Below are 23,555 nucleotides of genomic sequence, written 5' to 3'. Positions count from 1 at the left end.
ACTGCGGGATAGCTGCCTAGACTGGGGGCAATGGAAAACCGCAGGAGCCGCCACGTGACCCCCGAACAATTCCGCCAATACGGCCATCAACTGATCGACCTGATCGCCGACTACCGCCAGACCGTCGGCGAACGCCCGGTCATGGCCCAGGTCGAGCCCGGTTACCTCAAGGCCGCCTTGCCCGGCAGCGCCCCGCAGCAGGGCGAACCCTTCGAAGCGATCATCGCCGATGTCAACCAGCTGGTGATGCCCGGCCTGTCCCACTGGCAACACCCGGATTTCTACGGCTACTTCCCCTCCAACGGTACCCTGTCATCGGTGCTCGGCGACTTTCTCAGCACCGGCCTGGGCGTTCTCGGCCTGTCCTGGCAATCCAGCCCGGCCCTGAGCGAGCTGGAGGAAACTACCCTCGACTGGCTGCGCCAGCTGCTCGGCCTGTCCGACCAGTGGAGCGGGGTGATCCAGGACACCGCCTCGACCAGCACCCTGGTGGCGCTGATCTGTGCCCGTGAACGCGCCAGCGACTACGCCCTGGTGCGTGGTGGCCTGCAAGCCCAGGCCAGGCCGCTGATCGTCTACGTCAGTGCCCATGCCCACAGTTCGGTGGACAAGGCGGCGCTGCTGGCCGGTTTTGGCCGCGACAATATCCGCCTGATCCCGACCGACGAACACTACGCCTTGCGCCCGCAAGCCCTGCAGGCGGCTATCGAACAGGACCTGGCCGCTGGCAACCAGCCCTGTGCCGTGGTCGCCACTACCGGCACCACCGCCACCACGGCCCTCGACCCGCTGCGCCCGATCGGCGAGATCGCCCAGGCCCATGGCCTGTGGCTGCATGTGGATTCGGCGATGGCCGGCTCGGCGATGATCCTGCCGGAATGCCGCTGGATGTGGGACGGCATCGAGCTGGCCGACTCGGTGGTGGTCAATGCGCACAAGTGGCTGGGCGTCGCCTTCGATTGCTCGATCTACTACGTGCGCGACCCGCAGCACCTGATCCGGGTGATGAGCACCAACCCCAGCTACCTGCAGTCGGCGGTGGATGGCGAGGTGAAGAACCTGCGTGACTGGGGCATCCCGCTGGGGCGGCGCTTCCGCGCGCTGAAACTGTGGTTCATGTTGCGTAGCGAGGGTGTTGAAGCGTTGCAGGCGCGCTTGCGCCGTGACCTGGACAACGCCCGGTGGCTGGCCGCGCAGGTTGATGCGGCCGCAGGGTGGGACGTGCTGGCACCGGTGGCGTTGCAGACCTTGTGCATTCGCCATCAACCGGCTGGGCTGGAAGGGGAGGCACTGGATGCGCATACCAAGGGTTGGGCGGAGCGGCTGAATGCGTCCGGGGATGCCTATGTGACGCCGGCGACCCTGGACGGGCGGTGGATGGTGCGGGTGTCGATCGGGGCGCTACCGACCGAGCGGGGGGACGTCGAGCGGTTGTGGCAGCGCTTGCAGGAAGTGGTCAAAGGGTGAAATTCCCGGGGGGCGCGCAAAGCGCCCCCCGGCAAGCCATCAGTGGCTCACGGCCTGCAAGCTGCCTTTGCGGCTGGCTTCATACGCTGCTTTTTCCATCGGCTTGGCCTGCGGGTTACCCAGGTCTTCCATCGACAGACGATGGGTTTCCGGGGCGATGTAGGCCGCCAGGGCGCACACGCAGGTGATGAAGAACGCCAGGCCACCGATCACCAGCGGGATGTTGTCCGAGCCGGGCGGGGCGACCAGGGCGAACAGCGCCGGCAGCATGGCGGTCAGCATGGTGCCGATGTTCTGGGCGATGGCCATGGCCGACACGCGGTAGCGGGTGTGGAACAGCTCCGGGTAGAAGCTGGGGAACACGGCGTTGTAACCCTGGTAGACCATGCCCCACATGACGATCGAGGTGGCGAACGCCAGCGGTACGTTGTGGATGCTGATCGCGTACAGGTAGACGAAGGCCAGCAGGCCCGAACCCAGGCAGCCCGCGATCATGGTCGGGCGGCGGCCGATCTTGTCGGAGAGGTTGCCAACGAATGGGATCACCAGCACCGCGACGACGTTGCCGACCACCGGGATCCACAGGTACACGCTTTTGTCGAAGCCGATGCCATAGGCCGGCTGCACCGCGTAGGCGGCACCGAAGATGGTGGCTACCACCGGGATGACGTTCATCAGGGCCATGAACATCACCAGCACCATGTGTTTCCAGCTGTGGCGGAAGGCCTCGCGGATCGGCGACTTGGCGACCTTGTCCTGTTTCTCTTCCTTCACGAACGCCGGGGTTTCGTGCACTTCCTTGCGGATGATGAAGCCGGCCACCAACACCAGGGCGCTCATCAGGAACGGGATGCGCCAGCCCCATTCACTGAAGGCTTCACTCGGCATGAAGTAGGCCAGTGGCAGGAATACCGCTGCCGCCAGGACCTGGCCGGCCTGTACGCCTTGCAGGGTGAAACTGGCGTAATAGCCTCTTCGCCCGAACGGTGCGTGCTCCATGATCATGGAACTGGCGCCGGAGATTTCGCCGGCCACGGCAAAGCCCTGGATCAGGCGCAGTACCACCAGCAAGGCCGGGGCGAGGTAACCGATGTCGTGGTAGGTGGGCAGCAGGCCCACGGCCATGGTCGACAGGCCCATCAGGAACATGCACAGCAGCAATACGTTCTTGCGCCCGCGGGTGTCACCCCAGTGGCCGAGTACGAAGGCGCCGACCGGGCGTGCCAGGTAGCCCACGCCGTAGGTGGCCAGCGAGGCAATGATGGCCATCTTCGGGTCAGTGTTGGGAAAGAATATCTGCGGGAAAATCAGCGCGGCGGCCTGGGCGTAGATGAAGAAGTCGTAGTACTCGAGTGCCGAGCCTATCCATCCACTGGCGGTCGCTTTTTTCGCTTGCGAGCTGGAGTGAGCCATCGTTGTCTCCGTTGTTATTGTTGTTTGCGCAGGTTCGGCCATCGCTTTCGCAAGGGCAGGGGGCAGCGGTCAATGGGCCTGCGTTGTGGTTCATGTTGACCACGGGCCAGCGGTGTAGCAATTCATCAAAACGGGTTTTGTGCGGTAATCGAACGCAAAACTAACCATTCCGTACAAAGGGATTGAAGCGCCGACTCTACCTGCGAATAATCGATCGTGCCAGAAACGGTGACCGCTGGTTTTCTTCCACCTGGCACCGTCAGCCTCTAACAACAAGGAACTCCCGCCATGCAGCGTTCGATCGCCACCGTGTCCTTGAGCGGCACCCTGCCGGAAAAGCTCGAAGCCATCGCCGCCGCCGGTTTTGACGGCGTCGAGATCTTCGAGAACGACCTGCTCTATTACGCTGGCAGCCCACGCCAGGTGCGGCAGATGTGCGCCGATGCAGGTCTTGCCATCACCCTGTTCCAGCCCTTCCGCGACTTCGAAGGCTGCCGCCGCGATCGCCTGCAGAAGAACCTCGACCGTGCCGAGCGCAAGTTCGACCTGATGCAGGAGTTGGGCACCGACCTGGTGCTGGTGTGCAGCAACGTCCAGGCCGATGCCCTGGGTGAACAACAAGTGCTGGTCGACGACCTGCGCCTGCTGGCCGAGCACGCTGGCAAACGCGGCCTGCGCATCGGCTACGAAGCCCTGGCCTGGGGCCGCCACGTCAATACCTACCAGCAAGTCTGGAACCTGGTGCGCCAGGCCGACCACCCATCGCTCGGGGTGATCCTCGACAGCTTCCACACGCTGTCACTGAAAGGCGACCCGCAGGCGATCCGTGACATTCCCGGCGACAAGATCTTCTTCGTGCAAATGGCCGACGCGCCGATCCTGGCCATGGACGTGCTGGAGTGGAGCCGCCACTTCCGCTGTTTCCCGGGGCAGGGCGAGATGGACATGGCCGGGTTCCTGGCCCCGATCCTTGCCACCGGCTACCGCGGCCCGCTGTCGCTGGAAATATTCAATGACGGTTTCCGCGCCGCACCGCCGCGGCAGAATGCCGCCGATGGCCTGCGCTCGCTGCTGTACCTCGAAGAACAGACCCGCCTGCGCCTGGAGCAGGAGGGCACGCCGATCGAACCCGGTGTGCTGTTCACGCCACCGGCGGCCAGCAGCTATGACGGTGTCGAGTTTCTCGAATTCGCCGTTGACGAAGCGGTTGGCGCGCGCCTGGGCAGCTGGCTGAAGCGCCTGGGCTTTGCCGAAGCCGGCAAGCACCGCAGCAAAGCAGTGCAACTGCTGCGCCAGGGCGATATCAATATCGTCCTGAATGCCGAACCCTATTCCTTCGGCCACAACTTCTTCGAGGCCCACGGCCCATCGCTGTGCGCCACTGCGCTGCGGGTCAAGGACCAGCATGCGGCGCTGAAGCGTGCCACCGCCTTCCGTGGCCAGCCGTTCCGTGGCCTGGTCGGGCCCAACGAATGCGAAGTCCCGGCGGTGCGTGCGCCGGATGGCAGCCTGCTGTACCTGGTGGAGCAGGGTACGGGCGGGCCGACCCTGTACGACACCGACTTCAGCCTGGACAAGAACGCTACCGCCAGCGGTGGCCTGCGCCGTATCGACCACATGGCCCTGGCCCTGCCGGCTGAATCGCTGGACAGCTGGGTGCTGTTCTACAAGACCCTGTTCGACTTCGCCGCCGACGATGAAGTGGTGCTGCCCGACCCCTACGGCCTGGTCAAGAGCCGCGCCCTGCGCAGCCAGTGCGGCACCTTGCGCCTGCCGCTGAACATCTCGGAAAACCGCAATACCGCCATCGCCCATGCGCTGTCCAGCTACCGTGGTTCGGGTGTGCACCACATCGCATTCGATTGCGAGGACATCTTCCGTGAAGTGGCGCGTGCCAAGCTGGCCGGGGTGCCACTGCTGGAGATACCGCTGAACTACTACGACGACCTGGCCGCCCGCTTCGATTTCGACGACGAGTTCCTCAGCGAACTGGCGTACTACAACGTGCTGTACGACCGCGATGCGCAGGGTGGCGAGCTGTTCCACGTGTACACCGAACCGTTCGAGGAGCGTTTTTTCTTCGAGATCATCCAGCGCAAGGGCGGCTATGCCGGTTACGGTGCAGCCAATGTCGCGGTGCGCCTGGCGGCCATGGCCAAGGCACGCAGTGGCGCAGCGCGCAAGCCGGTGCTCTGAACGCTGTCCGGGCAGGAGCGGCCTTGCGGCCCGCCGCGGCACAAGCTCGCTCCTGCACGGTCGATGTTTGGCTCAGGGGCGTTCAGCTACCATCAACGGCGACTGCGGGGTAGGCCTCCTTGCCGCTCAACCGGCCGCTGCGCGCTGGCGTTTGATCCGGTACATGTGCCCGTCGGCGTGGCGCAGGAGCACGTCGGCTTCGCTGCCATGCTCCGGGAAGCAGGCCACGCCGATGCTGCAGCTGGGGGTGTCGATGCCGGCGAAGCCGTCGCCCAGCGGCTCGGCCATGGTCGCCAGGATCTGTGGCACACGCTCGGCGATGACCTCCGGCGCTGCGCAATCGGGCAGCAGCACGGTGAACTCGTCACCGCCCATCCGCGCCACCGTGTCGGCAGCGCCCACACAGCTTTCCAGGCGCCGGGCCAAGGCGCACAGCACCCGGTCGCCCATGCCGTGGCCGTGGTTGTCGTTGATCTGCTTGAAATCGTTGATGTCGAGGAACAGCAGGGCCAGCGGCCGACCATGGCGGCGAGCGACGGCCAGGGCAGCCTCCAGCCGTTCATTGAACCTGGCGCGGTTGGCCAGCCGGGTCAGCGGGTCGTGGTGGGCCAGGAAGCGCAGCTCTGCTTCGGCCTGGTGCTGGGCGGTCACATCCCGCGCCACACCGATGCGCGCATTGGCTTCATCGGACCAGCAGGCCGCCCACAGGATGTGCACCACACCGCCATCCTTGCGGATATAGCGGTTGCGGAAGTCGTAGTGGGGTTGGCCGCTCATCACCCGCACGATCGAGGCGCGGGTCATCGCCAGGTCGTCGGGGTGCATGTAGTCGGTGATTGGCGTGCCGACCAGTTCGCAGGCCCGGTAACCCAGCAACGCCTCGCAGGCATCGCTGACGAACACGATCTGGTTGTCCCGGTCGACCACGAATACCGTGTCCAGCATCAGATGGATGAGCCTGGGGTACAGCGTATGCAGGTCTACGGGCATGGGTCGGGCGTCCGCGGCAAGGTGACCGATCATAGCCTGAAATCCGGCAAACTGCGGCAAGCGCCGAGCGATAGCTGGGGGTACTCAGTTGCTCACCACCAGCTCCGGCCCGAGGTAGTCGTTGATCTGCTGGATGTCGTCATCGCCCAGGCTACCCACCGACGACGCCAGGCGCAGCCGTGACATCAGGTAGTTCAGCTTTGCCTCGAACAGGTCGTGGCGGGCGTCATACAGCAATTCCTCGGCGTTGAGTACATCCGAGTTGGTGCTGGTGCCACCTTCCTTGAAGCCTTTGCGGGTCGAAGTCAGTGAGCGTTCGTTGGAGGCTACGGCTTTTTCCAGTGCCTGGATACGCAAGGCACCACTCTGCACGCCGCGGAACTCCCGGGTGGTGCCGGAAATCACCTCCTGGCGGGTGGCGTCCAGCTCATCCAGGGCCTTGGCGCTGTTGGCGCTGGCCTGGCGGGTCAGGGCGCTGGTACTGCCGCCGCTGTACAGCGGGATGTTCAGTTCCAGCCCCACCGAGCTGTAATGGTTGCGCTGGTTGAGCTCGGAAATCGACTGGCTGCTGCCGGCGGTATAGCCCGCGACGAAATCCAAGGTTGGCCAGTGCCCGGCGCGGGCGCGCTTCACTTCTTCCTCGGCCAGCTCATAGCTGTGCCGGCGGGCATGAATCAGCGGGCTGTCGGCCTGGGCCTTGACCAGCCAGTCCTGCAGGTTGCCCGGCATCAGCGGCGGGGTGCTGAAGCCTGGCTGCAAGGTGGTCAGCGACTGCGGCGTTTCACCAATGTATTCCTCCAGCTTGCGGCGGGCATTGATCAGGTTGTCCTGGGCTTCGATCAGGTCGGCTTCGGCCAGGTCGCGGCGGGCGACCGACTCGTCGATGTCGGTGATGGTGCCGGCACCCAGTTCCATGCGCCGCTTGGCCGACGCCAGCTGCTCCTCGAAGGCGTTCAGCTTGGCCTTGGCCAAAGTGATGGTTTCGCTGGCCAGCAGCACGTCGAAGTAGGCATCGGCCAGGCGCACCGCGGCGTCCTGGGTCTTGGCATCGAACACAGCCACGCTGTACTCGGCACGCTGCTGGCCCTGGTGGTACTCGGCCATCTTCTGCTTGTTGAACAGCGGTTGGCGCAGACGCACGTTGGCACCCTTGGAGTCGTAGTCCAGGTCGCTGTCCCGGCCACTCTGCCGCTGGCTGCCATTGACCTTGTTGAAGTAGCCCGTAGCGTTGATCTGCGGCAGCAGGCCGGCCTGGCCGATGGCGCGGTTCTCGCTGCCGGCTTCTTTCTCGTGCACTGCGGCACGGTAGATCGGGCCCTGGTACTGCAGCAGGTCCCAGGCTTGCTTCAGGTCCATGGCACTGGCCTGTACCGACAACCCCAACAGGCACAACATCAGGCACGGGCGTTTCATGTCATTGCTCCTTGAACGAGGCGTCCACGCGTTCGAGCATCGGCTTGAGCAGGTAGCTGAGCAGGTTGCGCTCGCCGGTCTTGATGGTGACGGTGGCCGGCATGCCGGGGCGGATGTGGTTGCTGCCCAGCAGGCCCATGCCGGCCTGCGTCACTTCCACCTGGGCCAGGTAGTACGGTTGCTTGCTTTCTTCGTCCATCAGGCGGTCGGCGGAGATGGTCTTGACCCGCCCCGGAATGTTTGGCGTCTTCGCATGGTTGAAGGCGGGGAAGGCCAGGTCCACGTCCAGGCCCGGCACCATCTTGTCGATGGCCTGCACCGGGATCATCGCGTCGACCTGCAGCGGCTGGTCGAGTGGCACGACTTCCATGATCTTGGCCCCTGGCTGGATGATGCCGCCGACCGTGGCGATGCTCAGGGCCTGGACCATGCCGTCGATCGGCGAGCGGATCACCGTGTGGGTCACTTCATAGTCCAGCGCACGCAGGCGGTCGGCCAGGGTGGTGTTCTCCTTGGCGGTATCGGTCAGTTGCGACTCCACTTCCTTCAGGTAGTCGTGCTGGCGCTGCAGGATGCGCAGCTTGATCTCGGTGGCCTGGCTGCGTGCCCGGGCAATATTGTTGAGGTTCTCGGCCTGGCCGGCGGACAGGTCGGCATTGTTGCGCTCCAGCTCCAGCAGGCGGTTGCGCGGCACATAACCTTCGGCGGCCAGTACCCGGGTGCCTTGCAGTTCCTGGTTGAGGAAACCGATCTGCGAGGCGCGCGCCCCGTACACCTGCTGCAGGCCCTTGAGCTGCACCGCCGTGGCGGCCAGGTTTTCCTCGAGGATGCTCAGCTCACCGGCCAGCCCGGCGCGGCGGGTGTCCAGCAGCCGTTGCTGCAGGTCCATGGCCGCCAGCAGGCGCGGGTCGTTGTGGTAGTGCTTGAGCAGGGCGGGGTCGAAGGTGATCGTGTCGCGGCCGTCGCGCTCGGCTTCCAGGCGGTTTTCCACGGTTTTGCTGACGATGTACTGGGCACTGACCGCACCCTGTTCGGCCACTGCGCGCAGCGCATCGAGGCGAACCACCTCCTGGCCTTTCTTCACCACGTCGCCCTCGCGTACCAGGATTGCCTCGACCGTGCCGCCGGTCAGGTGCTGGACCGCCTTGCGATTGCTGGTGACCTTGACCGTGCCCGTGGCCACCACCCCGGCATCCAGGGGCGCCAGGCACGACCACAGCAGGAAACCGCCGAAGCCGGCGATGACCAGCCATATGCCCCAGCGTGCCGGCCGGCTGGCATCCAGGTCGATCAGGTTGCGGGCCTCCGCCGGAATCAACTCTGTGTGATGGGTCATCTGCATGGTCGGTTACTCCCGTACTTTTACCGAGGCCAGCGGCGCAGCGCTCCCCGCCGGGATCACGCTGGCCTTGCGCAACGCCGCGAACACTTCATCGCGGCTGCCGAGCATGTGCACGGCACCGTCACGTAGCATCAGTACCTTGTCGACCGCGCACAGCACGTTGGGCCGGTGGGATATCAGGATCACGGTAGCCCCGCGTGCCTTGAGTTCGGCCAGCGCATCGACCAGGGCTTTTTCGCCGACGTCGTCGAGGTTGGCATTGGGCTCGTCCAGCACCACCAGGTTCGGTTCACCGTACAGCGCACGGGCCAGGGCGATGCGTTGCTTCTGGCCGCCGGACAACGGCGTGCCATCGGCCGCCAGGCGGGTGTCGTAGCCCTGCGGGAAGCGCAGGATCATGTCGTGCACGCCGCTGCTGCGGGCCGCGCGGATGACCGCGTCGCTGTCCACTTCGGCAAAGCGGGCGATGTTCTCGGCGATGGTGCCCTCGAACAGCTCCACGTCCTGCGGCAGGTAGCCAAGCCAGGGGCCCAGCTCGGCCTTGTTCCAGGTGAAGATGTCGGCGCCGTCCAGGCGCACCTTGCCGGCCTGGGCCGGCCACACGCCGACCAGCAGGCGGGCGAGGGTGGACTTGCCGGAAGCCGACGGGCCGATGACGCCGAGGCTTTCTCCCGGGGTCAGGCTGAAGCTCACCCCACGTACGATGGGGTTGTTGGTCCCGGGGGCACCGGCGATCACGTTTTCCACGGCAAGCATGCCCAGCGGGCGCTGCAGTGACATGCTCGGTGGCCGCTGCGGGTAGTCGTGCAGCAGCTCGTTCAGCCGCCCCCAGGCCGACCGGCAGCCGAGCAACTGTTTCCACGAGGCGATCACCTGTTCCACCGGCCCCAGGGCACGGCCGGTGAGGATCGAGCAGGCAATCATCATGCCCGGGGTGATCTTGCCTTCGATCGCCAGCAGCGCGCCGGTACCGAGGATGACCGATTGCAAGGTGATGCGCACGAAACGCCCGGTGCTGCTGATCAGTGCCGCACGGTCGGAGGCCAGCGTCTGCATCTGCAGGATGCGCAGGTGGCCTTGGTACCAGCGCTTGCCGATCGCCGGCAGCATGCCCATGGCCTCGATCACTTCGGCATTGCGCAGGTTGTTGTTGGCGTAGCTGGCCGATGACAGGGCCGCCTGGTTGGCTTCGGCCAAGGGTTTTTGCGTGGCTTTCTCGGTGAGGTAGGCCAGGCCCACCAGGATCAGCGAGCCGACCAGCGTGACCAGCCCCAGCAGCGGATGGATCAGGTAGCTGACCAGCAGGTAGATCGGTGTCCACGGCGCATCGAAGAAGGCGAACAGGCCGTTGCCGGTGAGAAACTGGCGCACCTGGGCAAGGTCCTGCAGGGCCTGCGCCGGGTTACCGCCAGCACGGCTCAGGTTGCGCTCGAAGGCGGCGCTGAAGATACGTCGGTTGAGGTCCATGTCCAGGCCGTTGCCCACGCGGATCAATACGCGGGTACGGACCATCTCCAGCGCCGACATCAGCAGGAACAGGCCGATCACCAGCAGCGTGAGCATGCTCAAGGTGGTGACGTTGCGGCTGACCAGGGCACGGTCATACACCTGCAACATATAAATAGATGGCGTCAACATCATGACGTTTATCACGCCGCTGAACGCGGCGAGGGCGAAAAAGCTGCGTCGCAGGCGAAACAACACCTCTGCGAGCTCGGATCGGGTGCGTGGCGACTTGTGCATCAGCGGCCTCCCTTTATCACAAAACGGGAAGGCCGTTGCGGCGCCCCGTACAGCGGTAGTCGTGGCTTCTGGTCGGCTCGCAGGCGGTTCGCTCTAGGGGCGAAATGGTCCAGAACGCTGCGTTGCTCCCACATGCTGGAGCGTAGGTTGCGACGAAACATTCAGTAATATCGTTTCGCTCTATAAATACATTGAACTTTTTATAAGTGCCATAAAAACAGCTAGTTGCAACGAATTATCATTGCGCGGCGAATTTATTGACGAAATATTGACAACGTTCTGTTCTGCGACTTTAGTCTGATGTATTCGGACCCCCATGCGAGCTGGGGTCGATGCGTGTGCGTTACAGCTGTATCGCACCGTTTACACGGTTCCCGCCTTCCTGAGGGAGCCGGCTTGCCGGCGATGAGGCCAGTGGCGATAGCACGACCGTAGTGCCCAACTGCCCCCAGAACCCCGAACCAGAAACTGCGCACGTCAATACTGACTGGGCGCGGGAAGGACCCTGTTGCCCTGTGTGTCATCTCCCGACAGATCGAGGGCAATTCGAAATGGCCAATTTCAGCAAGTCGGACCTGGAATTCATCCTGCAACAGATCTTCATTGCCGAAGCCCACGCCGATGGCGCCAGCCTGATCGACCTGCTGCCCAACAGCCAGGTACCGTTCGGCCTGCGTACCGTGGACGGCAGTTACAACAACCTGGTAACCGGGCAAAGCGAGTTCGGCGCCGCTGACAACTCGTTCCTGCGCCTGCTCAGCCCTTCCTTCAGCGGTGACTATGCCGGCACCGGTACGGTCGTCGATTCGCAGCCGCGCACCATCAGCAACCTCATTGTCGACCAGACAGCCAACAACCCGGCCGCCGTCGAAGCCAATGGTGGCGCCGCCCCGGTAATCAGCCCCGGCATCGATGGGGTGTTCGGCACCGCTGACGATACCCAGGTGTTCTTCATCCCCAACGTGTCGCCCGATGTCGGCCTGACCGCCGGTTTCAACGCCTGGATGACCTTCTTTGGCCAGTTCTTCGACCATGGCCTGGACCTGGTGACCAAGAGCAGCACCGACATCGTGTTCATTCCGCTGCAGCCGGACGACCCGCTGTTCGATCCCAACAGCCCGACCAACTTCATGGTGCTGCCGCGCGCCGTCCGCACCGCCGGTGCCGATGGCGTGGTCGGCACCGCCGACGACGGCCAGACCAACACCACCTCACCGTTCGTCGACCAGAGCCAGACCTACAGCTCGCACCCCTCGCACCAGGTGTTCCTGCGCGAGTACACGCTGAACGCGGCCGGCGACCCGGTGGCGACCGGGCGGCTGCTCACCAACCGCGACCTCGGTGCCGATGGCCTGTTCGGTACCAGCGACGATGGCAGCGGCGAAAGCGGCGGCATGGCCACCTGGGCGGTGGTCAAGGCCCAGGCCCGCGACCTGCTCGGCATCAACCTGACCGACGCCGACGTGCACAGCGTGCCGCTGCTGGCCACCGACCCCTATGGCAATTTCCTGCGTGGGCCTAACGGCATGCCACAGGTGGTGATGCGCGTGAGCAATGGCGCTGACGGCATCGCCGGCACCGCCGACGACGTCACCACGCTGGTCGAAGGCAACCGCGCCGCACCGATCAGCCTGGCCAATGCGGTGAGCACCGGGCATGGTTTCCTCGACGACATCGCCCACAATGCCGCGCCCGTGGTAGTGGGCGGGGTACTGCAGGCCGATGCCGACACCGCCGTCGGCAACGCGCAGCCGGTGGGGCCGGGTGGTGCCAACCTGACCTATGACAACGAACTGCTCGACGCCCACTACATTGCCGGTGACGGCCGGGTGAACGAGAACATCGGCCTGACCGCCGTGCACCATGTGTTCCACTCCGAGCACAACCGCCTGGTGCAGCAGACCAAGGACACCCTGCTGGCCGCTGGCGACCTGGCGTTCCTCAACCAGTGGTTGATCGACGATGTCACTGCCATCCCCACCACGCCCGCCGAGATCGCCGCGCTGGTATGGGATGGCGAGCGGCTGTTCCAGGCTGCCAAGTTCGGCACCGAGATGCAGTACCAGCACCTGGTATTCGAAGAGTTCGCCCGCACCATCCAGCCGCAGATCGACGAGTTCCTCGCCCCCAACGGCTACGACACCTCGATCAACCCGGCCATCCTCGCCGAGTTTGCCCACGTGGTGTACCGCTTCGGCCACTCGATGCTGACCGAAACCGTCGACCGCTTCGACCCGGCGTTCAACCCGGTATCCGCGGACCCAAACAACCCCGACCAGCAGCTTGGCCTCATCGCCGCCTTCCTCAACCCACTGGCCTTCGCTGGCAGCGGGGCCACCGCCGATGAAGCGGCCGGCGCGATCATCCGTGGCGTTACCCGGCAACTGGGTAACGAGATCGACGAATTCGTCACCGAGGCGCTGCGCAACAACCTGCTTGGCCTGCCGCTGGACCTGCCGGCACTGAACATCGCCCGCGGCCGCGACACCGGTATCCCCACCCTGAACGAGGCGCGCCGTGAATTCTATGCGATGACCGGCGACAGCCAGCTCAAGCCGTACATCAGCTGGGTCGACTTCGCCGACCACCTCAAGCACCCGGCGTCGCTGATCAACTTCATCGCCGCCTACGGCACCCACAGCACCATCACCGGGGCCACCACCGAAGCCGCCAAGCGCGCCGCTGCAGTGGCCCTGGTACTCGGTGGTGACGGTGCGCCAGCCGACCGCCTGGACTTCCTCAACGGCACGGGGGCGTATGCCAACGTGACGCTGCCCGGCGCGGACGGCATCGCCGGCACCGCCGATGACATCAGCGGCGTGACCGTGACCGGTGTCGATGCCATCGACTTCTGGGTCGGCGGCCTGGCCGAGCAGAAAATGCCGTTTGGCGGCATGCTTGGCTCCAGTTTCAACTTCGTCTTTGAAACGCAGCTGGAAGCCTTGCAGAACGGCGACCGCTTCTACTACCTGTCGCGCACGGCGGGCCTCAACTTCGGCACGGAACTGGAGAACAACTCCTTCGCCAAGCTGATCATGCTCAACTCCGACGTGACCCACCTGTCCAACACCGTGTTCCTCACGCCGACGTTCACCCTCGAGGTGAACCAGGCCAACCAGTTCACCGGCCTCGGCGCCGACGGCCGGGCCGACCCGACCGGCGGGATCCAGATCAACGGGGTAGAGGTCGTACCGCTGGTGATTCGCGACAACCCGGATACCGTGGGCCCCGACAGCAACTTCCTGCACTACACCGGTGAAGATCACGTGGTGCTGGGCGGCACTTCCGGCAACGACATCATCATCTCGGGCGACGGCGACGATACCGTCTACGGCGATGCCGGCAACGACACCCTTGAAGGCGGCGCAGGCAATGACGCGGTGCTGGGTGGCGCCGGTGACGACATCATCACTGACGCGTTCGGCGACAACCGCCTGGAAGGTAACGATGGCAACGACGTGATCGTCGCCGGCAGCATGCTGGCAGCCGGTAACCTTATCCTCGGCGGCAACGGCCAGGACTTCATCGTCACCACCGAAGACATCACCACCACCTTCGGTGGCCAGGGCGATGACTTCATTCTTGGCGCCAAGACCAACCTGCCACCTACCGGCAACGAGGGCGATGACTGGATCGAGAAGGGGACGCAGGACGGTGCCCCGGGCGACAACTTCGCGCCGCTGCTGGGTGACGAAGTGGTCGGCAACGATATCTTCGTTGGCGGCGGTGGCTTCGACGAGATGATCGGCGAGGGTGGCGACGACATCTTCGTCGGCAGTGACGCCCAGGACAAGATGGACGGCATGTCCGGTTTCGACTGGGTCACCAACAAGAATGACCAGGTTGGCGTCACGGTCGACCTGACCCTGGCCGCCCTGGCTCAGCCCCATGGCAACGCACCGAACCAGAACGCCGGCGTGTTCAGCCCGGTCGGCGCCTCGCCGGCCTCCATCCTCGACCGCTTTGCCGAGGTCGAGGGCGTGTCCGGTTCGAACTTCGCCGATGTGCTCAAGGGCGACAACGTCGATGCCGTGACCATCCTCAACCATGGTGGTGCCACCGGCAGTGCCTTGACCAATGTTGCGCTGATTCGCGGCCTGCAGCAGTTCCTGGCCGATGCCGGGCTGCCGACCACCGGCTTTGCCACCGGCAACATCATGCTCGGCGGCAATGGCAGCGACCTGATCGAAGGCCGTGGCGGTGATGACCTGATCGACGGCGACAAGTGGCTCAACGTGCGCATCGCCGTGTATGCCGCGGATGACGTCAATCACACCGGCCCCGAGATCGCCAGCTTCGACAGCATGGTCGACATGATCCCGTTCATGCTCGACCGCACCTACAACCCTGGCCAGCTCAAGGCCGTGCGGGAGATCCTGCCCGGCACCTCGACCGGTGGCGCGGCCTTCGACACGGCGGTGTTCTCCGGGGTGCAGAGCGAGTACACGGTGACGCAGAACACCAAAGGTACGCTGGACACTGCCGATGACGTGTGGACGGTGACCGACAATGTGGCGGGTCGCGATGGCGTGGATACCTTGCTGCACATCGAACGCCTGCAGTTCGCCGACAGCCAGCGGGTGCTGGTGGAAGGGTTGAACGCGCAACCGGTCGGCAGCCCGGCCATCACCGACGGTAACGGCGGCGCGATCACCGTGGGCGATATTCTCACGGTCAACGTCGCCGGCGTGCTGGATGCCGACAACATCAGCGCCGGCAACCCGCAGGGCACCCTGGCCGACCGTTCGGTGTCGTACTACTGGCAGTTCGAGGCCACCCCGGGCAGCGGCGTGTTCGAGGACATCATCCTGCTGCCGGCCGGCGACCTGGCGTTCCTGAGCGCCGACGGTACCTCGTTCAAGGTGTCGCCGGACCTGGCCGGGCTGAGCCTGCGGGTCAAGGCGATCTACCAGGATGCCCATGGCACCACCGAAGTGCTGTTCTCCCAGCCCACTGCCGTGGTGCAGCCGGGCGCGCCTGTGGTACCGACACCGGCCACGCCGGTGGTGGATGCCACCGATGGCGGGGCCGGCCTGCACATGGTGCGCTCCGACCTCAACTTCATCCTGGCCCAGATCAAGATCGCCGAGGCTGATGCTGCCGGGGCAGACCTGCTCTCGCTGCTGCCCAACGTTCGGGCGCCGCTGGGACTGCGGGCGGTGGACGGTTCGAACAACAACCTGATGAACCTCAACGGCATCAACAATACCCAGTTCGGTGCCGCCGACAACGTCTTCCCGCGCGTGACCGACCCGGTGTTCAACCCGGCCGAAGGCGCACCGGCCGGCTTCTTCGGCCCCGGCTCGCCGGCCATTCCGGGTTCGTCGTACCAGCAGACCAGCGGCCCGGTGTTCGATTCGCAGCCGCGCACCATCAGCAACCTGATCGTCGACCAGACCTCCAACAACCCGGCGGCCTATGCCACGGCGTACGACCCCGGCGCGGACGGCGTGCTCAACTTCGGCACGCCTGGCAATGACGACGTGCTCAAGGATGGCGTGCGCATCGTCGCCAGCCCGGGCCTGGACGGCCAGTTCGGCACCGCCGACGACCATGACGTGTACCTGTTCGAGAACACTGCCGCCGATGCTGGCCTGTCCGCGCCGTTCAACGCCTGGATGACCTTCTTCGGGCAATTCTTCGACCATGGCCTGGACCTGGTGACCAAGGGCGGTTCGGGGACCATCTACATCCCGCTGCAGCCGGACGACCCGCTGTACGTGGAAGGTGGTTTCACCAACTTCATGGTGGTCACCCGGGCCACCAACCTGCCCGGCGCGGACGGCGTGCTTGGCACGGCCGACGATATTCACGAGCACACCAATACCACCACGCCGTTCGTCGACCAGAACCAGACCTACAGCTCGCACCCGTCGCACCAGGTATTCCTGCGTGCCTACGTGCTGACCGACAACGGGCCTGTCGCCACCGGCCGCCTGATCACCAACCGGGACCTGGGTGCCGATGGCCGGTATGGTACCGCTGACGACACCGAGATCGGCGGCATGGCTACCTGGAAAGTGGTCAAGGCCCAGGCCCGCGATGTACTTGGTATCAACCTGACCGATGCCGACGTCGACAATGTGCCGCTGCTGGCAACCGACGCCTATGGCAACTTCATCAAGGGCCCCAATGGCTACCCGATGGTGATCATGAAGGGCGCCGACGGCATTGCCGGTACGGCCGACGACCAGCAGGTCGAAGGCAACCCGGCCGCGCCGCTCGACCTGACCAACGCAGTGCGTACCGGCCATCAGTTCCTCGCCGACATCGCCCACAATGCCGTACCGGTATTCAACGCCGGGGTGCTGGCGCCGGATGCCGACAGCGTTGCCGGCAACGCCGTGCCGGTGAACCCGCAGACCGGTGCCAACCTGGCCTACGACAACGAGCTGCTCGATGCCCACTACATCGCCGGCGACGGCCGGGTCAACGAGAACATCGGCCTGACCGCCGTGCATGCGATCTTCCACGCCGAGCACAACCGGCTGGTGGCGCAGACCATGGACACCGTGCTCGATTCGGGCGACCTGGCGTTCCTCAACGAATGGCTGCTCAACCCGTTGACTGCGCTGCCGGCCAGCCAGGCCGAGATCGACGCGCTGGTGTGGAATGGCGAGCGGCTGTTCCAGGCGGCCAAGTTCGGTACCGAGATGCAGTACCAGCACCTGGTGTTCGAGGAGTTCGCCCGCACCGTGCAACCACGGGTCGACCTGTTCTTTGCCCCGACCCAAGTGTACGACGTCGACCTCGATGCATCGATCGTGGCTGAGTTCGCCCACACCGTGTACCGCTTTGGCCACTCGATGCTGACCGAGACCGTCGACCGCTTCGATATCGACTTCAACGTCATCCAGGACCCGGCCAGTGCCAACCCCGACCAGCAACTGGGCCTGATCGCGGCGTTCCTCAACCCGCTGGCCTATGCCGCCAGTGGCGTCACCCCCGAGGATGCCACCAGCGCCATCGTGCGCGGGGTCACCCGCCAGGCCGGTAACGAAATCGACGAGTTCGTCACCGAGGCGCTGCGCAACAACCTGCTCGGCCTGCCGCTGGACCTGCCGGCGATCAACATCGCCCGTGGCCGCGACGTGGGCATCCCTTCGCTGAATGCCGTGCGTCGCGACATCTACGCGCAGACCGGCGACACCCAGCTCAAGCCGTACACCAGCTGGGTCGACCTGGTGCAGCACCTGAAGCATCCAGAGTCGTTGATCAACTTCATCGCCGCCTACGGCACCCACAGCACCATCACCGGCGCCACCACGTTGCTGGAAAAACGCGCGGCAGCCATGGCCCTGGTGTTCGGTGGCGACGGCGCGCCAGCCGATCGCCTGGACTTCCTCAACAGCACTGGCGCCTATGCCAACGTCACCTTGCCGGGCAAGGATGGCGTACTGGGCACCGTCGATGACCTGCGCGCGGTGACCGTGACCGGGGTCGATGCCATCGACCTGTGGATCGGCGGCCTGGCCGAAGCCAAGACCCCGTTCGGCGGCATGCTCGGCACCACCTTCAACTTCGTGTTCGAGAACCAGCTGGAGAAACTGCAGGATGGCGACCGCTTCTACTACCTGGAGCGCACCGCCGGCCTGTCGATGAACGCCGAGCTGGAAAGCAACTCGTTCGCCAAGCTGATCATGGCCAACACCTCGGCCACCCACTTGCCGGCGCTGGTATTCTCGGACCCTGGCTTCTACCTGGAAGTGGACCAGACCCGGCAATACAACGACGGCCTGGGCAGCGCCGACCCGCTGGGTGAAAACGGCCAGCAGGTGGTATTCCGCGACAGCCCGCTGACGGCCGGCCCGGATACCAATTACCTGCGTTATGCCGGTACCGAGCACGTCGTGCTGGGCGGCACCAACGGGGACGACATCCTGGTCTCCAGCGAGGGAGATGACACGCTCTGGGGCGATGCCGGCAACGACCGCCTCGAGGGTGGCTACGGCAACGACCAGCTGCGCGGGGGGGCCGGCGACGACATCATCAGCGACATCGGCGGTGACGACAACATCCAGGGCGGCGACGGCAACGATGTGCTGCACGGCGGTAATGGCGTCAACCTGATCATCGGCGGTTTCGGCAATGACTTCATCGTCACCGGTGAGGACGCCTCCGAAGCCATTGGCGGTCAGGGCAACGACTTTATCCTTGGCAGCAAGGCCAACGAGCAGGACATGGGCAACGAAGGCGATGACTGGATCGAGAAGGGCACCTCGGACGGTGCGCCTGGCGACAACTTCGACCCGCTCGGCAACGACCCGATCATCGGCAACGACGTGTTCATCGGTGGCAACGAGAACGACAAGTTCAACGGTGAAGGCGGCGACGACATCATGGTCGGCAGCCTGGGCTTCGGTGACCGCTACATCGGTGGCTCCGGCTATGACTGGGCGACCTTCAAGGGCCTGGCCCAGGGCGTGACCATCGACTACAGCGACCGCTTCTTCGATGTGCCGCCGGTACCCGGCTCGGGCGCTTCTGCACTGGTGCGCTTCGATATCATGGAAGGCCTGTCCGGGTCGGCGCATGGCGACTTCCTGCGCGGTGACAACGAAGACGCTGCCAGCCTGCCGACCAACGGCGCCACCGGCAGCGTGCTGACCAACATCGGCCTGATCAACGGCCTGTCCGGCCTGCTGGCCGCCGGGGCGACGTTCTACGATGGTGGCAACATCATCCTCGGCGGCAGCGGCAGCGACCTGATCGAAGGCCGTGGCGGCGACGATATCCTCGACGGTGACAAGTGGCTGAACGTGCGTATCAGCGTGCGCGCCAACAGCGACGGAACCGGCCCGGAAATCGCCAGCTACGACAGCATGGAGCCGATGGTGCCGCTGATGCTCAATGGCACCTACAACCCGGGCCAGCTGGTGATCGTGCGGGAAATCCTCAACGGCACCGACAGCTATGACACGGCGGTGTTCTCGGGGGTGGCCAGCGACTACAACGTGGTGGTCGATGGCAATGCGGTGATCGTTACCGACCTGGTAGCAGGGCGTGACGGCGTCGACCGCCTGACCGGCATCGAGCGCCTGCAGTTCTCGGACAGCTCGCAGGCTTCCGGGGTGGGCACGGCCGTCAACGCCGGCCCGACCGGCCACCTGGCAATCCTTGACGCTGCCACCGGCCTGCGCAATGACACCTCGGTCAGTGGCCAGTTGCTGCGGGTGAGCAACCTGGCGGTGCACGATGCCGACAACGTCGGTGCAGGCAACGCCAGCGGTGCCGTCAACGGCGCGATGGCGTACTACTGGCAAGTCGAGCGCCTGCCGGGTTCCGGGGTGTACGAAGACATCACCTTCGTCGCCGCCGGTGAGGTTTCCCGGGCGATTGGCAGCACCTATCGGGTGACTGACGATGTGGCCGGCCTGAACATCCGCGTACGTGGGGTGTACCAGGATGCCAAGGGCACGCTGGAAATCGTCGATTCGGCGCCGAACAGCGCACCGAGCGCCGGGCCGACCGTGACCGGGCTGCTGGTACAGAACCAGACCCTCACCGCCAACCCGGCCACCATCGTCGATGCCGACGGCCTGAGCAACCCGCAGTTCACCTTCCAGTGGCAGTCCAACCGGGGGCTCGGCTGGGTCAATATTGCTGGCGCCATCAGCAGTACGCTGGTCCTGACACAGGATCAGGTGGGGCAGAACATAAGGGTGGTGGTCAGCTACGTGGATGATATCGGGGTGCATGAAAGCATTGCTTCCGACATCCTCGACCCGGTGGCCAACGTCAACGATGCACCTACCGGCGCGGTGCTGATCAGCGATACCACGCCAGAGGTGGGCCAGACACTGACCGCCCTTACCGGCAGCATTGCCGACCTGGACGGGCTTGGCGCGTTCAGCTTCCAGTGGCAGCAGGGTAGTGGTACGGCATTCATCGACATTCCCGGTGCAACCTCTTCCACCTTCACTCCGGGACCATTGCAGGCTCACTTCCAATTGCGCGTGGTGGTGCGCTATACCGATGGCTTCGGCGCGCTGGAAACCGTGACCTCCGCAGCTACGGTCGAAGTGCCGGCCGTACCAGGGGTGACGCTGGTGGGTACAACCGCGGCAGATACCCTGACAGGCACCACCGGTGATGACGTTCTGCTCGGTCTTGCAGGTAACGACACGCTCATTGGCCTGGCCGGATTCGACCAGTTGTTCGGTGGTGATGGCGACGACGCGCTCGACGGCGGCGAAGGCAACGACACCCTGGACGGTGGCACCGGCAACGATGTGCTGAGCGGCGGACTGGGCGCAGATGCGATGGCCGGGGGAGCCGGCAACGATACCTTTGTTGTCGACAACTTGGGTGACACGGTCAGCGAGGCTGCAGGCGGTGGTACCGATCTGGTTCAAACCAGCCTGGCCAGCTACACCTTGGGTGCCAACCTGGAGAACCTGAGCTTTACTGGAAACGGTAATTTTATCGGTGTGGGGAATGGCCTGGTCAACACCATCGTCGGGGGGGCTGGCAACGACTTCCTCAACGGTGGTGCGGGTATCGACCAGCTGGTGGGCGGTGCCGGCAACGATAGCTATGTGGTCGACAATGCCGGAGACACGCTGGTTGAGCTGGCAGGCGGTGGTACGGACCTGGTTCGTACCACGCTGACCAGCTGGACGCTGGGCAACAACCTGGAGAACCTGACCTACTTCGGTGCTGCAAGTTTCGTTGGTACCGGTAATAGCCTGGCTAACGTCATCACTGGCGGCTCGGGTAATGACATCCTTACCGGCAACGCTGGCAACGACACACTCAACGGTGGGCTTGGTGCGGATACCCTGATTGGCGGAACGGGTGATGACACATTCGTTGTCGACAATGCCGCAGACATCGTTGTCGAGGTGTTGGGTGGGGGCTCCGACCTGGTACGCACCAGCCTGGCGAGCTACACCCTCGCGGCCACCCTGGAGAACCTGAGCTTTATCGGCACCGGCAATTTCATCGGTGTGGGTAATGGCCTGGCCAATACCATCGTCGGCGGCAATGGAAACGACTTCCTCAACGGCGGAGCGGGCAGTGACTTGTTGGTAGGCGGTGCTGGCAACGACAGCTACGTGGTCGACAATGCCGGCGATGTGTTGGTGGAACAGGCAGGTGGTGGTACCGATCTGGTGCGCACGACGATCACCAGCTGGACGCTGGGCAATAATCTGGAGAACCTGACCTACTTCGGCGCTGGCAATTTCGTCGGCATCGGTAACGTCTTGAACAACGTCATCACCAGCGGCTCGGGCAATGATGTGCTTAACGGTGGGGCTGGGGCAGACACCCTGACTGGCGGTGCCGGCAATGACACCTACGTAGTCGATAATGTTGGCGACATCGTCAGCGAGGCTGCAGGCGGCGGCACCGATCTGGTTCAGAGCAGTCTGGCCAGCTACACCTTGGGTGCCAACCTCGAAAACCTGAACTTTACCGGCACCGGCAACTTCACCGGTGTGGGGAATGGTCTGGCCAACACCATCGTCGGTGGTGCTGGCAATGACTTCCTCAACGGTGGCGCGGGTATCGACCAGCTGGTGGGCGGTGCCGGCAACGATAGCTATGTGGTCGACAATGCCGGGGACACGCTGGTTGAGCTGGCAGGCGGTGGTACGGACCTGGTGCGTATCACGCTGACCAGCTGGACGCTTGGCAATAACCTGGAAAACCTGAGGTACTTCGGCGTCGGCAACTTTACCGGTACTGGTAACGGGCTGAACAATGTCATCACCGGCAACTCAGGTAATGACACCCTCAACGGTGCGGCGGGTAACGACCAACTGCTGGGCGGCGCTGGCAACGATACCTTGAATGGGGGAGACGACAACGACAGCCTTGATGGCGATCTCGGTGACGATACCCTCGACGGGGGCGCTGGCAGCGACACGCTGTTTGGCGGTGATGGCAACGACATCCTCTCCGGCGGCAGCGGCAGCGACTTCCTCAACGGAGGGGTTGGCGATGACACGGTCAACGGCGGGGCAGGCGATGACACGATGATGGCTACGGATGGCAATGATGTCTTCCAGTTCGCCGCAGGCTTCGGTAACGACCTGATCATCAACTTCGACAGCAATGCAGTCGGCGGCCAGGACCGGCTGGACATCACTGCCTTCAACATCACCGCGGCCACCTTTGCCGCCAACGTCACCATCGCCGATGTCGGCGACGATACGCTGGTCAGCATCGGTGCCAACGACTCTATCCGCCTGGTGGGAGTGGCGGATGCAACCACAGTGACTGCGGCGGACTTCAACCTGTCGGTGTGAGGAACCGAGAGACAAGCTGCTGGCTTGAAATGCACGGGCTGCTGGGCAGCCCGTCGCGGCACAAGGCCGCTGCTGCAAGCGTTCGCGTAGCGCCTGCAACAGCGGCCTTGTGTCGTGACTGGCCGCGCCCGGAGCCACGCCGGCTCAACGCCAGCGCCAGCGCAAGGTGATCAGGCTATACTCCGCGCCTTTTGCCCTTGCCGGAATCCGCCCATGCGCCAGGTTTTGCTCATCGTCGATGTCCAGTCCACCTTCAGTCCGCCCGAATGGCTGGTCGATGGCCTGCGCCGGTTATCGGCAAACATACCCACCATTGCCTCGGTCGAACTGCACGACGAACAGGTCACCCCGTTCGAGCGCCAACTCGGCTGGCATCCGGCGGCCGACGACGAAAGCCTGGTCGAGGCCGACCAGGTATTCGTCAAGCATGGTTACGGGCAGAGCGCCGAGGCTATCGCGTACATCCGCGAGCTGGGCGTGGAGCGCGTGCTGGTGTGTGGGCTGCAGACCGAGACCTGTGTGCTGGCCGCCGGTTTCGCCCTGTTCGATGCGGGGTTGATGCCCACCCTGGTCACTGACATGACCGTCGGCTCATCGCTGGATCGGTCGGGCAAGCTGGGCATCGAGCTGTGGCAGCATCACTTCCGCCAGGTCACGACTTCCGCCGAGGTGCTTGCGGAGCTGGCTGCACACGGCCAGTAGCGAATCGTCACTGGCCTGTGCGCGGCTGTTGCAGC

General features: G+C 64.5%; 9 protein-coding genes. 4 read left to right on the top strand and 5 right to left on the bottom strand.

Annotated elements, in window-relative coordinates; all coding sequences use genetic code 11:
* Positions 1 to 54: 54 nt before the first annotated feature.
* Positions 55 to 1,467 (top strand): DOPA decarboxylase, encoded by a 1,413-nt coding sequence (locus tag ACLEJP_RS09675; protein ID WP_440805918.1) that lies wholly within the window; start codon positions 55 to 57, stop codon positions 1,465 to 1,467.
* A gap of 39 nt (positions 1,468 to 1,506) precedes the next feature.
* Here ACLEJP_RS09675 and ACLEJP_RS09670 read toward each other — a convergent pair whose 3' ends face one another.
* Entirely contained in the window at positions 1,507 to 2,880 is a 1,374-nt protein-coding gene (locus ACLEJP_RS09670; RefSeq protein ID WP_440805917.1) for an MFS transporter, read from the bottom strand.
* 288 nt (positions 2,881 to 3,168) lie between these two features.
* On the opposite strand from ACLEJP_RS09670, the gene quiC reads away from it, so the two are divergent.
* Complete coding sequence (quiC, locus tag ACLEJP_RS09665; RefSeq protein WP_440805914.1) at positions 3,169 to 5,076, top strand: 3-dehydroshikimate dehydratase QuiC; 1,908 nt, start codon at positions 3,169 to 3,171, stop codon at positions 5,074 to 5,076.
* Between the two features lie 126 nt (positions 5,077 to 5,202).
* On the opposite strand, the gene ACLEJP_RS09660 is transcribed toward quiC, so the two are convergent.
* The 4 genes from ACLEJP_RS09660 to ACLEJP_RS09645 all read right to left on the bottom strand — a co-directional run bounded on the left by ACLEJP_RS09660 (position 5,203) and on the right by ACLEJP_RS09645 (position 10,564).
* Positions 5,203 to 6,066, bottom strand: coding sequence for a diguanylate cyclase domain-containing protein (locus ACLEJP_RS09660; RefSeq protein ID WP_440805912.1), 864 nt, complete (start codon positions 6,064 to 6,066; stop codon positions 5,203 to 5,205).
* A gap of 84 nt (positions 6,067 to 6,150) precedes the next feature.
* Positions 6,151 to 7,479, bottom strand: coding sequence for a TolC family outer membrane protein (locus tag ACLEJP_RS09655; protein WP_440805909.1), 1,329 nt, complete (start codon positions 7,477 to 7,479; stop codon positions 6,151 to 6,153).
* Position 7,480: 1 nt separating this feature from the next.
* A complete protein-coding gene (locus ACLEJP_RS09650; RefSeq protein ID WP_440805907.1) occupies positions 7,481 to 8,821 on the bottom strand; it encodes an HlyD family type I secretion periplasmic adaptor subunit in 1,341 nt (446 codons plus the stop codon).
* 6 nt (positions 8,822 to 8,827) lie between these two features.
* Positions 8,828 to 10,564, bottom strand: a complete 1,737-nt coding sequence (locus ACLEJP_RS09645) for a type I secretion system permease/ATPase (RefSeq protein WP_440805905.1) — start codon at positions 10,562 to 10,564, stop codon at positions 8,828 to 8,830.
* 551 nt (positions 10,565 to 11,115) lie between these two features.
* Between ACLEJP_RS09645 and ACLEJP_RS09640 the strand changes: the two genes are divergently transcribed.
* Both ACLEJP_RS09640 and ACLEJP_RS09635 read left to right on the top strand, forming a co-directional pair.
* On the top strand, positions 11,116 to 22,818 hold the full coding sequence (locus tag ACLEJP_RS09640; RefSeq protein WP_440805903.1) for a peroxidase family protein: 11,703 nt from the start codon (positions 11,116 to 11,118) through the stop codon (positions 22,816 to 22,818).
* A 213-nt stretch (positions 22,819 to 23,031) separates the two neighbouring features.
* A complete protein-coding gene (locus tag ACLEJP_RS09635) occupies positions 23,032 to 23,520 on the top strand; it encodes an isochorismatase family protein (protein ID WP_440805900.1) in 489 nt (162 codons plus the stop codon).
* Positions 23,521 to 23,555: the final 35 nt, after the last annotated feature.

The organism is Pseudomonas sp. SMV7 (assembly GCF_052041995.1).
GTDB lineage: Bacteria > Pseudomonadota > Gammaproteobacteria > Pseudomonadales > Pseudomonadaceae > Aquipseudomonas.
The sequence above is the reverse complement of the archived record's forward strand: the minus strand, read 5'-3'. Positions and strand labels throughout refer to the sequence as shown.